The sequence below is a fragment of the Sphingomonas abietis genome, assembly GCF_027625475.1.
Lineage (GTDB): Bacteria > Pseudomonadota > Alphaproteobacteria > Sphingomonadales > Sphingomonadaceae > Solisphingomonas > Solisphingomonas abietis.
In genome coordinates, this window is record NZ_CP115174.1 from 621,706 (window position 1) to 636,375 (window position 14,670).

Here is a 14,670-nt window from a genome sequence, read left to right on the forward strand (position 1 = left end):
CGCGAGCGGCATGCCCGCGATGGCGTTGGCTGGCAATTGTCGGGATCGGAAGTCCGGAACGGATCGACGGGTTTCGGGGGGCGCCCTCTTCCCGAACCGGATCGGGCCTGTCATCGTGTCGGCATGACGAGGTCCGCATCCCGATCGGTTTCCTTCCCTGCCGCCCGGCGACCGGCGGGCCGGCCATGAGCGGGCTGGCGGTGGAGGCGCATGGCCTCATCAAGCGGTTCGATGGGCAGCGCGCCGTCGACGGGATCGATCTCGCGGTGCCGGAGGGCAGCATCACCGGCGTGCTCGGCCCCAATGGCGCGGGCAAGACGACGACGCTGAGGATGCTGCTCGGCATCATCGAGCCCGATGTCGGCTGGCGCAAGGTGCTGGGCGAGGAGAAGCCGATGCGGGCGGCGCCGCGCGTTGGCTATCTGCCCGAGGAGCGCGGCCTCTATCCGAGCATGAAGGCGGCCGACGGCATCGCCTTCATGGGCGCGCTGCGCGGCCTGCCGCTGGCCGAAGGGCGCCGCCGCGCCGTGACGCTGATGGAGGAGGCGGGGCTCGGCGAGGCGATCACCAAGCCGATCCGCGCGCTTTCCAAGGGCATGGCGCAGACCGTCCAGCTGCTCGGCACGATCGTCCACAAGCCGAAGCTGCTGGTGCTGGACGAGCCCTTTTCCGGGCTCGATGCGATCAACCAGCAGCGCCTCGAAGGGCTGATCCGCGCGCAGGTGGCGGAAGGGGCGACGGTGCTGTTCTCCACCCACGTCATCGCCCATGCCGAGCGCCTGTGCGAGCGGATCGCGATCATCGCCCGGGGCGGGGTCCGCTTCGACGGCACCGTCGCCGAGGCGCGGGGGCGGCTGCCGGCCCGCGTCCAGCTCGGCACCCGCCATGCCGACGGGCCGTGGCGCGCGGCGCTGCCGGCCGACACGGTGGCGGACGGGCGCAACTTCAGCTTCGTGCTGCCCGCCGGCGGGATCGAACCGGTGCTGGAGGCGCTGATCGCCGGCGACGCCGGGATCGAGGCGCTGGCGATCGAGCGGCCGAGCCTGCACGAGGCGTTCGTCGAACTGGTCGGCGAGCCGGTGCCGCAGCCGCATCTGGGCATGGATTCCGGCGCCCATGCCGAGGAGGATGCCGCGTGAATCAGCTGCTCGCCTCCGCCTGGGTGATCGCGCGGCGCGATTATGGCGCCACCGTCTTCTCGCGCATCTTCATCCTGTTCCTGATCACGCCGCTCTTCTCGCTGGCGTTCGGCGGGATCTTCGCGCTGATGGGCCATGGCGACGACGGCCCGGCGCGCCCGCCGGTGGTGGCGCTGATCGGCGATGCGCCGATGCAGGATGCGGTGCTGGCGGCGCGGACCCGGCTGGCCCGCCGGCTCGGCGACGATGCCTTGCCGGAGCTGCGCGCGGACAAGCCGCAGCCGGGGAACCCCCGTGCGGCGGTGCGGGCGATGCTGGCCGTGCCCCGACAGGGCAACAACGCGCCGGCCGATGCGCCGCTGGCGGGAGCGCTGGGCGGCACGCTGGCGGCGCCGGTGGCGGCGGTGAGCGGCGACGATCGGGACACCGCCGATCGGATCGGCCTGATCCTCGATACCGCGCGGGCCGGCCCCCCCCATGCGCCGAGCGACTTCGATCTCGAGCGGGTCGCGCGGCCGGCAACGCATGGCGACAAGGATCGCCGCGCGGTGGCGCGGGGCGCGCAGACCGGCGTGTTCTTCTTGCTCGTGCTGCTCGCCGGCATGTCGCTCTCCACCTTCGTGGAGGAGAAGTCGAACAAGGTGATCGAGGTGCTGGCTGCCGCCGTCCCGGTCGACGGCATCTTCATCGGCAAGCTCGCGGCGATGCTGGCGATCTCGCTCACCGGCGTGGCGATCTGGGGCGGCACCGCGGCGGCGGCGGTGCTGATCTTCTTCCCCCATGCGCTGGCCCACACCGCCGAACCGGCGATCGGCTGGCCGCTCTTCTTCACCGCCGCGATCGTCTATTTCATCGTCTCCTACCTGCTGGTCGGCGCGGTGTTCCTCGGTCTTGGCTCGCAGGCCTCGTCGCCGCGCGAGGTGCAGTCGATGGCGATGCCGGTAACGATGCTGCAATTGCTGCTGTTCGGCTTCGCCACCGCCGGCACCGCGCATCCCGAGGGCTGGGTGGCGACGGCGGCGGCGATCTTCCCGTGGAGTTCGCCGCTGGCGATGCTCGGCCGCGCCGCGACGGTGCCGAGCCTGTGGCCGCATCTGGTGGCGCTGTGCTGGCAGATATTGTGGCTGGTGCTGGCGCTCCGCGTCGCCGCCGCGATGTTCCGCCGGGCGGTGCTCAAATCCGGCGGCAAGTGGCGCTGGTCGGTGTTGCTCGGCGCGCGCTGATCTCGGCCGGCCGCGCGCTGCGCCGGCGCGGCCGTTCGCTTTCCTGAGAAATGCCAGTGAACACAATGGGATGCCGGTGCGGGCGCGCCGGCCGGCCCGGTAAATAATAAATCATATTTAATATTCCCTCCAAGAGAATCCGGTGATAGGAGGGCGCCAAGATTCCAGCGGTATAAGCCGTCACGAGAAATCGAGGGGAGGACATGCGGCGCGGCTGCTGTCCCCATAACTGGTGTTGATAGAATGCGGCCCATTCGGCGCGCGTCTATGTGTTAGCGCTAACGGTTCTATCGCCACAGGAGCGAGGGCCGACAGGAGGGGAGATATCATGGTGGACAAGAAGCGGAACGCGGTGCTCATATTGTTGGCGGGCGCCTCGCTGGCGACGATCGCCCTTCCGGGCATGGCGGCCGCGCAGGATGCGCAGAGCGGCGCCACCGCGCCCAGCGGCAATGCCGCGCCGAGCGCCGACACGACCACCGATCCGGGCGCGATCGAGGCGATCGTGGTGACCGGCGTGCGCGCCTCGCTCCAGTCCGCCGAGAACATCAAGCGCAACTCCCCGCAGATCGTCGACTCGATCGTCGCCGAGGACATTGGCAAGCTGCCCGATCGCAACGTCGCCGAGGCGCTCCAGCGCATCCCCGGCATCCAGGTCAACCGCAGCTATGGCGAGGGCACCTCGGTCGCGATCCGCGGCCTGACCCAGACCCGCACCGAGCTCAACGGCCGCGACATCTTCACCGCCGGTGATGGCGGCGGCGACGGCACCAACACGCCGGGCACGCTCAGCCTCGGCGATATCCCGTCGGAACTGCTCGCCGGCATCGACGTCTACAAGAACCCCTCGGCCGATCTGATCGAGGATCAGCTGTCAGGCACGATCGACCTGCGCACCCGCAAGCCGTTCGATTTCGACGGCTTCAAGATCGCCGCCACCGCGAGCAACACCTATTCCGATCTGGTGCGGCACAGCCGCCCGTCGGGCTCGGTGCTGATCAGCGACCGCTGGGATACCGGCATCGGCGAGATCGGCGTGCTGGTCGACGTCGCCTACCAGACCAGCGAGTTCCGGCAGGACACGATCTCGACCGAGCCTTTCTACCCGCTCGACCAGAGCCTGAACGCCGACGGCACCTATCATAGCCCGACCGATGCGGCGATCGCCGCCGAGCTCGGCCGCACCGGCCAGGCGACGTCGTTGCCGCACGGCAGCGGCATCGGCGAGGTCTATGGCAATCGCCGCCGCTTCGGCACCGACGTCGCGCTCCAGTGGAAGCCGACCGACACGCTGGAGCTGACCGGCGAGGTGTTCCGTTCGGACTATAAGTTCCGCTTCGACGATTACAGCTACTTCGCCTACACTGGCGGCGCCTCGATCCAGCCGGCGGCCGGCGCCCCCTTCACCTTCGCCAACAGTGGCGACTTCGTCAGCGGCACCTTCCAGAACGTGCCGATCGGCGTCAACACCAGCCTCGACACCCGCCATTCGGTGACGACCGACTATTCGCTGCACGCCAAGTGGAAGCCGACGTCGCAGCTGACGGTGACCGGCGATCTGCAATATGTCGATGCCAGCACCCATGACCTGCGCTCGATCGTCGGCCTGAACGGCGCGGATTCGACGCTGTATCAGGATCTTTCCGGCAGCACGCCGGTGCTGCACATCACCACGCCGCTGGGGCTGACCAGCCCGGCCAATTATGTCAGCGCCTTCTATCTCGACGATCTCAACCGCTCGAAGGCAAGCGACAAGACCGCCCGCCTGGACGCCGAGTACAAGTTCGACGGCGGCCTGATCCAGTCGATCAAGGCCGGTTTCCGGATCGCCGATCGCAAGAACCGCACCGACGACACCGGCTATCGCTACACCGGCCTCGCCGACGTGCCGAGCAACCTGCAATATACCAATCTCGGCAATTTCTTCCGCGGCCAGGCCGATCTGTTCGGCGACGCGCTGTTCTACAACCGCAACACGATCCTGAGCTACGATGCGACGCGCGCCGATCTCGGCATCGATTCGGAGCCGACCTACGTGCCGAGCGGCACCAGCCGCGAGAGCCTGAAGACCTATGCCGGCTATGTCGCCGCCTTCTTCAAGGCGGACGCGCTGCCGGTGCCGATCGACGGCAATATCGGCCTGCGCGTGGTGCGGACCGAGCAGAGCGCGAGCGGCTACACCCAGATCGTGCCGCTGGTGCTGGGCGACAATGGCCAGGAGCAGAGCGGCGCGGCGATCGCCACGCTGACCGATGTCAGCCAAGCCTACACCAAGTTCCTGCCGAGCCTCAATCTGCGCGGCCACCTGACCGACAATCTCCAGCTCCGCTTCGCGGTGTCGAAGAACATCTCGCGGCCGAACCTCAGCCAGCTCAACCCGGCGGTGACCTACACCCAGCCGGGCACCGCGCAGGCGAATCAGGAGCATGATACCAGCGGCGGCAACCCGGATCTGAAGCCGATGTCGTCGTGGAATTTCGACGTCTCGCTCGAATGGTATTTCTCGCACACCGGGTCGCTGACCGCGGCGGGCTTCTACAAGAATATCAAGAACTACATCCAGACGGCGATCAACCAGCGGGACATCTCCTTCCCGGGGGCCAGCGAGCCTGTCACATTCTACACGACGACCTACGACAATGTCGCGACCGCCAAGGTGAAGGGCTTCGAGCTCGCCTATCAGCAGTTCTTCGACTTCCTGCCCGGCCCGCTCAGCGGCCTCGGCATGCAGGCGAACTTCACCTATGTCGACTCGAGCGCGCCCGGGCCGGCAACGCAGGGCGGCCCGATCACGACCGTGCCGCTGGAGCAGCTGTCCCGCTACAATTACAATCTCGTCGGCATCTACGAGAAGGGCAAGCTCTCGGCCCGCGTCGCCTATAACTGGCGCAGCAAATATGTCGTCACCACCCAGGGCAACGGCACCGGCGATCGCCCGATCTTCGACAAGCCGTTCGGCGAGCTCGATGCGTCGATCAGCTACGACGTGACGCCGCATTTCTCGCTGACGCTGGAAGGCGCGAACCTCAACGACGCGATCCACTCGACCTATTTCGGCACCACCACCGAGCCGCGCGACGTGATCATGAACGACCGCCGGATCACCGGCGTGGCCAAGATCACCTTCTAACGGCCCTGCCTGGAGGCGCCTTCGCGCGCTTCCACCCCTTTTCCTGCGCCTATGGCCGGAGCCTTCGGGTTCCGGCCTTTTTTTGTGGCAGGGCCGATCGCGCGGCGATCGCCCAGGATGCGCCGCCATCCCATATATCGTCACTCCCGACCTGATGCGGGATCCGGATTCTGGGATTTTAGCGGAATAGGAAAGAAGCGGGATCCCGCATCAAGTCCGGGATGACGACCGAAGAGCGGCGGGTTCGCATCCAACCCCAGCCATGCCGGCGTCTCGCCGGCCCGTCGAGACGGTCGCCGTTGCCCCGTCCGCCTCGGCCGGGCCGTGCGGACGGGGCGGGGGTCAGTAGCCCACCGTCAGGCCGAGCGCGTAATATTTGGGGCCGGCATTGCCCTTGATCGCGATCATCGGCAGCAGCGGCATCGAGACGGTGCCGTAAGGCCGGGTGTGATCGCCCGAGAAGCGCGCGCCGACGCCGACCTTGGCGAACAGCGGGATCTTGTACGCCGCCTCGATCCGGCCATAGGCGCGGGTGTGATCGTCGCCGACCAGCACGCCGGCGCCCGGCGTCAGGCTGAAGCCGGCGAAGCCGAACGAATAGCCCGCACCGAACTCGCCGCCCCACTGGCCGTCGGCGCGGGCGCCCATGCCCTCGGCGCCGATCCCGGCCGATGCCGCGGACGCCCCGCCCGCGCAGAGCGCCAACGCCAGTGCCAGCTTCGAAAAGCCCTTCATTTTTCTACCCTTTCGCAACGATACCCTGTGGCCTCCGGCTGGCAGCGCGCCACCGGCCACGCAAGCGAGGCAAGGCGAGGGGAGTCGGGCGTGCGACGGAGCGATCGCGGATATGCGGGCAAGCGGACAGGCAGGCACGCCGTCACGCCGGCACAATGACTCGCCGGGTTCAGCCGCGCGGGACGGGCGGCGCGATCGGAGCGCGATAGGAGGCGAGCGCGACGACCAGCCCGAACCCGCCGAGCATCAGGAACAGGCCTGCGCTGCCCGCCCCCAGCGCCAGGATCAGCGTGACCGCCAGCGAGATCGCCACCATGCCGGCGGCATTGACGATGTTGTTGGCGGCGACGTCGCGCGAGCGGCTGGCGGGATCGCCGAGCGTCTGGAGCAGCGCGTAGAGCGGCACGATGTAGATGCCGCCGGCGATCGCGATCACCAGCAGGTCGATCACCAGATGCCAGCTCCCCGCGGTGGCGAGGAAGGCGGGGATATCGGCGGGTGTCGCGGCCGGGAGGGAGGACGGCATCATGCCGCGCACGGTCAGGCCGAGGTCGATCACCGCCAGCGCCAGCACCAGGGCGGATGCCGGCCCGTAGCGCGCCGAGATCGCGCCGCCGAGCAGCTGGCTCACCGCCAGCGACCCGATCGCGACGCCCACCGAGAACAGCCCGAGGAACAGCGCGCCGACCGCCTGGGTGGCGCCGAGCTGGCCGACCAGCGGCACGAACTGCTGGGTCAGCACCGCACCCAGCGAGAAGAACCAGGTGATGCCGAGGACGGCCCGGAACAGTCCCTTTTCGGCGCGGGCATGGCCGACGATCCGTGCGGTCGAGGCGATCAGGTTGGGCTCGACGGCGGGCCGGTCGGCGGCGGCCGGGGCGGCGGGGATGAACAGGCTCGCCGCCAGCCCGATCACCGCGACCGCGAGCATCGCATGGGTGGCGTCCGTGGTGGCGAGCAGCCCGCCCGCCAGCTGGCCGGCGAGGATGGCGAGGAAGGTGCCCGCCTCGACCAGCCCGGTGCCGCCCATCAGCTCGTCGGCGGCGAGATGCTGCGGCAGCATCGCATATTTGACCGGGCCGAAGATCGTGGAATGCACCCCCATCGCGAACAGCACCGCCATCATCAGCATGAGCGATCCGCCGTCCAGCGCAACGACGCCCACCGCCATGATCACGATCTCGGCGATCTTGACGATCCTGGCGATCCGCGCCTTGTCGATCCGGTCGGCGAGCTGGCCCGCGATCGACGAGAACAGGAAATAGGGCAGGATGAACACCCCGCTCGAAATCACCGCGATCAGCGCCGCATCCGTGCCGTCCTGCCGGTAGAGATTGAAGGCGACGAAGAACAGCATCGCCGAGCGATAGAGATTGTCGTTGAACGCCCCCAGGAACTGGGTCGCGAACAAAGGCAGGAAGCGGCGCGTGCCGAGCAGGCGGAGTTGGGGAGCGGCCATCGCGGCGGACCCTAGACGGTGCGCGCCGGGCGCGACAGCGGGGATTGGCGGCTCAGTCGGCGTTGGCTCTCCCACCGGCGTCATGCTGAACTTGTTTCAGGATCCCAGCTAACCTTGGCTTTTCGCGCCCGGCTGAGGCGGGATGCTGAAACAAGTTCAGCATGACGCAGGAGAGGGTGCGGTCTACCCGCATCACCCGTCGTCATTGCCCCCGCCGCCATCCCGGCCCCCATGATCGCCATCGTCGCCATGATCGCCGTCCCCCTCGGACGGCGCCGCCGGGGCGTGCGGGGTGGTGCTGACATGGAGTCCGTCGGTGCCGAGATCGACGCCGAAATCCATGTTGCCGAGCGTGAAGCTGCCATGGGCAAAGGCATCGGGATCGACCGCGGCGGGCAGCTTCTGGCCGAGCGGATGCGCGCCGGTCGCCTGCACCATGAAGCTGCGCCAGATCCGGGCCGGCAGCCCGCCGCCGGCCATGCCGGGGATCGGCTTGTTGTCGTCGCGGCCGATCCACACCGCGGTGACGAGGCCGTCTGCGAAGCCGACGAACAGCGCGTCGCGATTGTCCTGCGTGGTGCCGGTCTTGCCGAACACCTGGGTGTCGAGCGCGGCCGCCTTGGCGGTGCCCTGCTTCACGGTGGCGGAGAGCAGATCGAGCAGTTCGTCATGCTGGCGGCCGGCGAAATGGCTCTGATGATCCCAGAAGCGATCGATCCAGCCCGGCGGCGGCACCGGCAGGCCGTGGGGCAGCACCGGATAGGCGTTGGCGGCGACCGCGGCATAGGCGCGGGTCAGCTCGAGCAGGGTCACGCCCGAGGTGCCGAGCGGCAGGCTGGCATCGACGGTGAGCGGGCTGGCGATGCCGAGGTCGCGCGCCGCCCTGGCGACCGCGTCCGGCCCGACCTGCTGGGTCAGCCGCACGGCAGCGACGTTGCTCGATCGCGCGAACGCCTGGCGCAGCGTGATCATCCCCGCATAATGGCGATCGGCATTGGCGGGAGACCAGCCGTTGATGGTGATCGGCGCGTCATCGATCTTGCTGTCCGGCGTCATCCCGGCGCGCAGCGCGGCGAGGTAGACGAACAGCTTGAAGGTCGATCCCGGCTGGCGGCGGGCCTGGGTGGCACGGTTGAAGCCGCCATCCTCATAATGGCTGCCGCCGACCATCGCGACGACCCGGCCATCGGGCTTCATCGCCACGATCGCGACCTGCGCGCGGTCGCCGACCTGTGCGGCGGCAGCCTCGGCGGCGCGCTGCATGCGGCTGTCCAACGTGGTCTTCACGCTCTGCTCTTCATAGCCCGATCCGGCCTGGTCACGCGCGGCGGGCAGGATCCAGTCGGCGAAATAGGAGCCGCCGATCTCGGCCGGCACGGGTCGGAGGTGCAGCCGGGCCGGACCGGTCGCGCGCGCCTGCTGCGGCGAGAGGAAGCCCGCATCGGCCATCGCGCCCACCACCAGCGCCTGCCGCGCCTGTGCGCCGGCGAGGTTGGTGCTCGGCGCGAGCTTGGACGGCGCCTTCATCAGCCCGGCGAGCAGCGCCGATTCGCCGATGCTCAGATCCTCGGGCCGCTTGCCGAAATAATGATGGGCGGCGGCGCGCAGCCCATACACATTGTCGCCGAAATAGACGTTCGAGAGGTAGCGCGAGAGGATCTGGTCCTTGCTCAGCCACGCCTCCAGCCAGAAGGCGACCATCACCTCGCGGATCTTGCGCCCCGCCGTGCGATCGGCGTTGAGGAAGACCAGCTTGGACAATTGCTGGGTGATCGTGCTGCCGCCCTCCCGCACATGGCCGGCGCGCAGATTATGCCAGGCGGCGCGCGCGATGCCGTGCGGATCGATCGCCATATGCTGGTAGAAGCGGCGGTCCTCGATCGCGACGAACGCCTGCCAGACATGCGGGGGCAGCGCCTTCACGTCGACCGGGCGATCGACGATCGCGCCGCGCCGCGCGAAGATGCGACCGTTCGAATCGAGCAGGGTGATGCTCGGTGGCGCGATCGGCTGGAGCGACTTGGACAGCGGCGCGGTCACCGCCAGCCACGCCACCGCGAGCATGAACAGCAGCAGCAATGCGGCGATCGCCCAGCGCAGCCGGCGCCAGCGGAACCAGCGCCAGCGCGACCGGCGCGGGACGGGCGCGACCGGCGGCACGGCGCCGCCACTGCCCATGCCGCCGGCCGGGAGCGGCGCGCCCCTGGGATGGTCGCCGAACGGATCGACGATCGGCCTGTCGCCGGACTCCGAATAGGGATCGTGCATCAGACTGTGTTACTACAATAATACGGATGGATGAACAGCCTATATCATAGCTTGGCCGGTTCGTGCCGAGCGCATATCGTGGGTACGGGTGCGGCTATACCCCTACCGCCGATCGACATTCGGCGTTTTCCAACCGACGAGTCGTGCTTTATCGTATGACGCCATCCCGGACTTGATCCGGGATCCAGCTTTCCTGATCGCCTGAATCTGAAAAAAGGCAGCTGGACCCCGGCTCAAGGCCGGGGTGACGGCGAGATTTTGGAAAAACAGGGAATGTCGATCGGCCCTCGATCGACGTCGCTCGGGGCGAACGGCGAGACCCGGGTCACGCCGTCTCCCATGGCGGCACAGGGCTGAAGGCGGCGGCCATGTGATCGACATAGGCGGTGATCGCGGCCGGCAGCGGCGTCGCGCGGGCGTGGACCGCATAGATGCCGACGTCGCTCGCGCCCTGCCAGTCGGCCAAGATGCGGCGGAGCGCGCCCGCGGCCAGTTCGGCGCCGACATCCCAGGTCGATCGCAGCGCGACGCCGACTCCGGCGAGCGCCAGCTCGCGCACCGCCTCGCTGCTGTTGGTGGCGACATGGCTGATGACCTCCACCAATCGCCGAGCGCGTGCGCTCTCCAGCCGCCATGGCGATTGGTGGCTTGCGGCGAGCAGCCGGTGGCCGGCGAGCGCGGCAAGCGTGTCCGGCTCGCCATGCTCGGCCAGATAGGCGGGTGCCGCGCACAGGATGCGATGGTTGGGCGCGAGCAGGCGCGCGGCGAGGCTCGGCGAGGCCGGGTCGGCGGCGATGCGGATGGCGACGTCGATCCGATCGCCGAGCAGGTCGGAATAGCCGTCGTCCAGCACCAGTTCGGCGCGCACCGCTGGATATCGGGCGAGGAAGGCCGGCAAAGTCGGCGCGACATGCAATCGCCCGAACGACGTCGGCGCCGAGATGCGCAGCAGCCCGGCTGGGCGCTCGGCCCGCCCCGCCACCCGCGCCTCGGCGGCATCGGCGGCGGCGAGGATCGCGCGCACCTCCTCGTGGAAGCCGCGCCCCGCCTCGGTGGCGGACAGGCGCCGGGTGGTGCGGTGGACCAGCCGCGCGCCGAGCCGCGCCTCCAGCGCCGCCAGCCGCTTGGATGCGGCGGCCGGCGATAGGCCGAGTTCGCGCCCCGCCGCCGACAGGCTGCCGAGCTCGATCACGCGGACGAAGAGGCGATAGTCGCGGTCCATCATTGTTTCCTGCAGCGATCGAATGCTTTTCGTACTTTCCGTCTAATGATCCAATCCTGAATCGCCTATACCGGCCGCAGGAGGACAGCATGACCGACCGCATCGACAAATCCGGCCTCGCCGTGGCGCCCGCACTGGCCCGCTTCATCGACGACCGGGTGCTGCCCGGCACCGGCATCGCGCCGGAGGCCTTCTGGGCGGGCGCGGCCGGCATCTTCGCCCGCTTCGCGCCGGAAAATGCGGCGCTGCTCGCCACGCGCGATCATCTGCAGGACATCATCGATGCCTGGCATGTCGAACAGGCCGGCCGGCCTATCGACATGGCCGAATATCAGGCCTTCCTGCGCGAGATCGGCTATCTGGTCGACGAGCCCGCGCCGTTCGCGATCGACGTCGATCGCGTCGATGCCGAGGTCGCGACGATGGCCGGGCCGCAGCTGGTCGTGCCGATCCTCAACGCCCGCTTCCTGCTCAACGCGGCGAATGCGCGCTGGGGCAGCCTCTACGATGCGCTCTACGGCACCGATGCGCTGGGTTCGCTGCCGGCTGGCGGGGGCTATGACAAGGCGCGCGGCGCCGAGGTCGTGGCGCGCGCGAAAGCCTTGCTCGACGAGGCGGTGCCGCTGGCCTCCGGCAGCTGGGCGGATTTCACCGGCGGCGATCCGGCGCTGGCCGATCCGGCGCAGCTGGTCGGCCGCACCGGCGACAATCTGCTGTTCCGCCACCACGGCCTGCACATCGAGGTCGTGATCGACCCGACCTCGCCGATCGGCCGGGACGATCCCGCCGGCATCGCCGACGTCATCCTCGAATCCGCGCTGACCACGATCTGCGACCTCGAGGATTCGGTCGCGGCGGTCGATGCCGAGGACAAGGTCGCCGCCTATGCCCATTGGCTCGGCCTGATGAAGGGCGATCTCGAGGCCAGCTTCCAGAAGGGCGGCGCGACGCTGACCCGCACGCTGGAAGCCGATCGCGCCTACACCGCGCCGGACGGCACCGCCTTCACGCTGCCCGGCCGCTCGCTGCTGTTCGTCCGCAATGTCGGCCACCTGATGACGACGCCCGCCATCCTGCTGCCTGATGGATCGGAGGCGCCCGAGGGCATCCTCGACGGCATCGTCACCTCGCTGATCGCGCTGCATGATCTCGGCGGCAAGAGTCGCTTCGCCAACAGCCGCGCCGGATCGGTCTATATCGTCAAGCCCAAGATGCACGGGCCGGAGGAGTGCGGCTTCACCGATCGGCTGTTCGATGCGATCGAGGATCTGCTCGCCCTGCCGCGCCACACCATCAAGGTCGGCGTGATGGACGAGGAGCGCCGAACCTCGGCCAATCTCGCCGCCTGCATCGCGGCGGTGAAGGGGCGTATCGTGTTCATCAACACCGGCTTCCTCGATCGCACTGGCGACGAGATGCACACCGCGATGCGGGCCGGCCCGATGATCCGCAAGAGCGAGATGAAGGGGGCGACCTGGATCACCGCCTATGAGAAGCGCAACGTCGCGATCGGGCTGGCCTGCGGGCTCGCCGGCAAGGCGCAGATCGGCAAGGGCATGTGGGCGGCGCCCGATCGCATGGCGGACATGCTGGAGCAGAAGATCGGCCATCCGAAATCCGGCGCCACCACCGCCTGGGTGCCCTCGCCGACGGCGGCGACCTTGCACGCGATGCACTATCACGCCGTCGACGTCGCGGCGCGCCAGCGGGCGATCGCCAGCGATCCGGTGCCCCCGCTCGCCGATCTGCTGACCGTGCCGCTGGCGCATGGCCATAACTGGTTGGCGGACGAGATCGCTGCCGAGCTCGACAATAATGCGCAGGGCATCCTCGGCTATGTCGTGCGCTGGGTCGATCAGGGCGTCGGCTGCTCGAAGGTGCCCGACATCCACGACATCGGGCTGATGGAGGATCGCGCGACGCTGCGCATCTCGTCGCAGCACATGGCCAACTGGATGCTGCACGGCGTCGCCGGCGCCGACGAGGTGGAGGCCGCGCTGGTCCGCATGGCGGCCAAGGTCGATGGCCAGAATGCCGGCGATCCCGCCTATCGGCCGATGGCCGGCCGCGAGGCCGAGAGCCTCGCCTTCCAGGCGGCGCGCGCGCTGGTGTTCGAGGGGGTGGAGCAGCCCAATGGCTATACCGAGCCATTGCTCCATCGCTTCCGGCAACGGGTGAAGGCGGGCTGAGCAGATTATGTGCCCATTTGTTCGTCGCTCAGGCCTAACGGAGTTCGGGAAACCGCCCGTTCGCTGAACAAGCTCGGGCTGATGCGGGGCGGGAAGGGGGCGCTCGCTCCACCGTTGCGCACGGCGCGTCCGTCTCTTCTTGTCTGACAAAAGATCCCGACCCGGTTATAGGCACGACATGACCAAACCCCAGATCCTCATGACCGCCCCGATGAACCCCGCCGTGATCGACGCGCTGGATAAGGCCTTTGCGCTTCACCGTCTGTGGGAACAGGACGACAAGCCCGCTTTCCTCGCTGCCGTCGGGCCGGAGATCCGGGGCGTCGCCACCAGCACCCTGTTCGGCCGGGTGGACGATACGCTGTTCGCGCAGTTGCCGGCGCTGGAGATCGTGGCGAGCTTCGGGGTCGGCTACGACAATGTCGATGCCGCCGCTGCCGCCGCACGGGGGGTCGTCGTCACCAACACGCCGGGCGTGCTGGACGAGGAGGTCGCCGATCTGACCCTCGGGCTGCTGCTGGCGACCTTGCGCCGGATTCCGCAGGCCGATCGGTTCGTGCGCGACGGGCGCTGGGCAAAGGGCAGCTTCCCTTTGTCGCCGACCTTACGCGGCCGGCGCGTCGGCATCGTCGGACTCGGCAATATCGGCAAGGCGGTGGCGCGCCGGCTCGAGGGGTTCGGCGTCGCGATCGCCTATCATGGCCGCTCGCGGCAGGCCGACATCGGTTATGACTTCCACGCCACCCCGGTGGCGCTAGCCGAGGCGTGCGACGTGCTGATCGTGATCGTGCCGGGCGGCGCCGGCACCAGCCATCTGATCGATGCCGACGTGCTGGCCGCGCTCGGCCCGCAGGGAGTGCTGATCAACGTCGCGCGCGGCAGCGTGGTCGACGAGGCGGCGCTGGTCCAGGCCCTGCAGGCGGGCACGATCCTCGCCGCCGGGCTCGACGTGTTCGCGCATGAGCCGCAGGTGCCCGACGCGCTGATCGCGATGCCCAATGTCGTGCTGCTGCCGCATATCGGATCGGCGTCCGAGCATACGCGCGCGGCGATGGGGCAACTGCTGGTCGACAATCTGGCGGCGTGGTTTGCGGATCGCCGGCCGCTCACGGCGGTGCCGGAAACCCGGCATCTGATCGGCCCCGCCTAGACACGGCCCGGCACGAATCTGGTAAATGGCACTATTCCGCGGTTTTTCGGGCAAAAACGGGCATTAGACGCTCGTCTCACTGCCTATAGACCTCCGTCTAACTGCTTAATTCTTCGGTTCGTCAGCAACTGGCGCAAACGCGCCGAATTTTGCGA

9 protein-coding genes are annotated in these 14,670 nt (G+C 68.6%); 5 read left to right on the plus strand and 4 right to left on the minus strand.

Features of this window, described 5'->3' with window-relative positions; all coding sequences use genetic code 11:
* Positions 1 to 185: 185 nt before the first annotated feature.
* The 3 genes from PBT88_RS03085 to PBT88_RS03095 all read left to right on the plus strand — a co-directional run bounded on the left by PBT88_RS03085 (position 186) and on the right by PBT88_RS03095 (position 5,492).
* Positions 186 to 1,139, plus strand: coding sequence for an ABC transporter ATP-binding protein (locus PBT88_RS03085; protein ID WP_270077775.1), 954 nt, complete (start codon positions 186 to 188; stop codon positions 1,137 to 1,139).
* Positions 1,136 to 2,362 (plus strand): ABC transporter permease, encoded by a 1,227-nt coding sequence (locus PBT88_RS03090; RefSeq protein WP_270077776.1) that lies wholly within the window; start codon positions 1,136 to 1,138, stop codon positions 2,360 to 2,362. The genes PBT88_RS03085 and PBT88_RS03090 overlap by 4 nt, the downstream gene beginning before the upstream one ends.
* 328 nt (positions 2,363 to 2,690) lie before the next feature.
* On the plus strand, positions 2,691 to 5,492 hold the full coding sequence (locus tag PBT88_RS03095; RefSeq protein WP_270077777.1) for a TonB-dependent receptor: 2,802 nt from the start codon (positions 2,691 to 2,693) through the stop codon (positions 5,490 to 5,492).
* A 342-nt stretch (positions 5,493 to 5,834) separates the two neighbouring features.
* On the opposite strand, the gene PBT88_RS03100 is transcribed toward PBT88_RS03095, so the two are convergent.
* The 4 genes from PBT88_RS03100 to PBT88_RS03115 form a co-directional block, all read right to left on the minus strand.
* Positions 5,835 to 6,227, minus strand: coding sequence for a hypothetical protein (locus PBT88_RS03100; RefSeq protein WP_270077778.1), 393 nt, complete (start codon positions 6,225 to 6,227; stop codon positions 5,835 to 5,837).
* A gap of 169 nt (positions 6,228 to 6,396) precedes the next feature.
* Entirely contained in the window at positions 6,397 to 7,686 is a 1,290-nt protein-coding gene (locus PBT88_RS03105) for an MFS transporter (RefSeq protein ID WP_270077779.1), read from the minus strand.
* A gap of 192 nt (positions 7,687 to 7,878) precedes the next feature.
* On the minus strand, positions 7,879 to 9,954 hold the full coding sequence (locus tag PBT88_RS03110; RefSeq protein ID WP_407696508.1) for a transglycosylase domain-containing protein: 2,076 nt from the start codon (positions 9,952 to 9,954) through the stop codon (positions 7,879 to 7,881).
* A 325-nt stretch (positions 9,955 to 10,279) separates the two neighbouring features.
* Positions 10,280 to 11,176, minus strand: a complete 897-nt coding sequence (locus PBT88_RS03115) for a LysR family transcriptional regulator (RefSeq protein ID WP_270077780.1) — start codon at positions 11,174 to 11,176, stop codon at positions 10,280 to 10,282.
* Between the two features lie 89 nt (positions 11,177 to 11,265).
* On the opposite strand from PBT88_RS03115, the gene PBT88_RS03120 reads away from it, so the two are divergent.
* The gene (locus tag PBT88_RS03120) at positions 11,266 to 13,365 is read left to right on the plus strand and encodes a malate synthase G (RefSeq protein WP_270077781.1); all 2,100 of its coding nucleotides are present in this window, start codon (positions 11,266 to 11,268) and stop codon (positions 13,363 to 13,365) included.
* A gap of 178 nt (positions 13,366 to 13,543) precedes the next feature.
* The gene (locus PBT88_RS03125) at positions 13,544 to 14,515 is read left to right on the plus strand and encodes a 2-hydroxyacid dehydrogenase (RefSeq protein WP_270077782.1); all 972 of its coding nucleotides are present in this window, start codon (positions 13,544 to 13,546) and stop codon (positions 14,513 to 14,515) included.
* Positions 14,516 to 14,670 lie beyond the last annotated feature (155 nt).

Bases quoted from the DNA above. Each gene is read 5' to 3' on its own strand.
- PBT88_RS03085 (WP_270077775.1), top strand. From the start codon at position 186: ATGAGCGGGCTGGCGGTGGAGGCGCATGGCCTCATCAAGCGGTTCGAT.
- PBT88_RS03095 (WP_270077777.1), top strand. From the start codon at position 2,691: ATGGTGGACAAGAAGCGGAACGCGGTGCTCATATTGTTGGCGGGCGCC.
- PBT88_RS03100 (WP_270077778.1), bottom strand. From the start codon at position 6,227: ATGAAGGGCTTTTCGAAGCTGGCACTGGCGTTGGCGCTCTGCGCGGGC.
- PBT88_RS03105 (WP_270077779.1), bottom strand. From the start codon at position 7,686: ATGGCCGCTCCCCAACTCCGCCTGCTCGGCACGCGCCGCTTCCTGCCT.
- PBT88_RS03110 (WP_407696508.1), bottom strand. From the start codon at position 9,954: ATGCACGATCCCTATTCGGAGTCCGGCGACAGGCCGATCGTCGATCCG.
- PBT88_RS03115 (WP_270077780.1), bottom strand. From the start codon at position 11,176: ATGGACCGCGACTATCGCCTCTTCGTCCGCGTGATCGAGCTCGGCAGC.
- PBT88_RS03120 (WP_270077781.1), top strand. From the start codon at position 11,266: ATGACCGACCGCATCGACAAATCCGGCCTCGCCGTGGCGCCCGCACTG.
- PBT88_RS03125 (WP_270077782.1), top strand. From the start codon at position 13,544: ATGACCAAACCCCAGATCCTCATGACCGCCCCGATGAACCCCGCCGTG.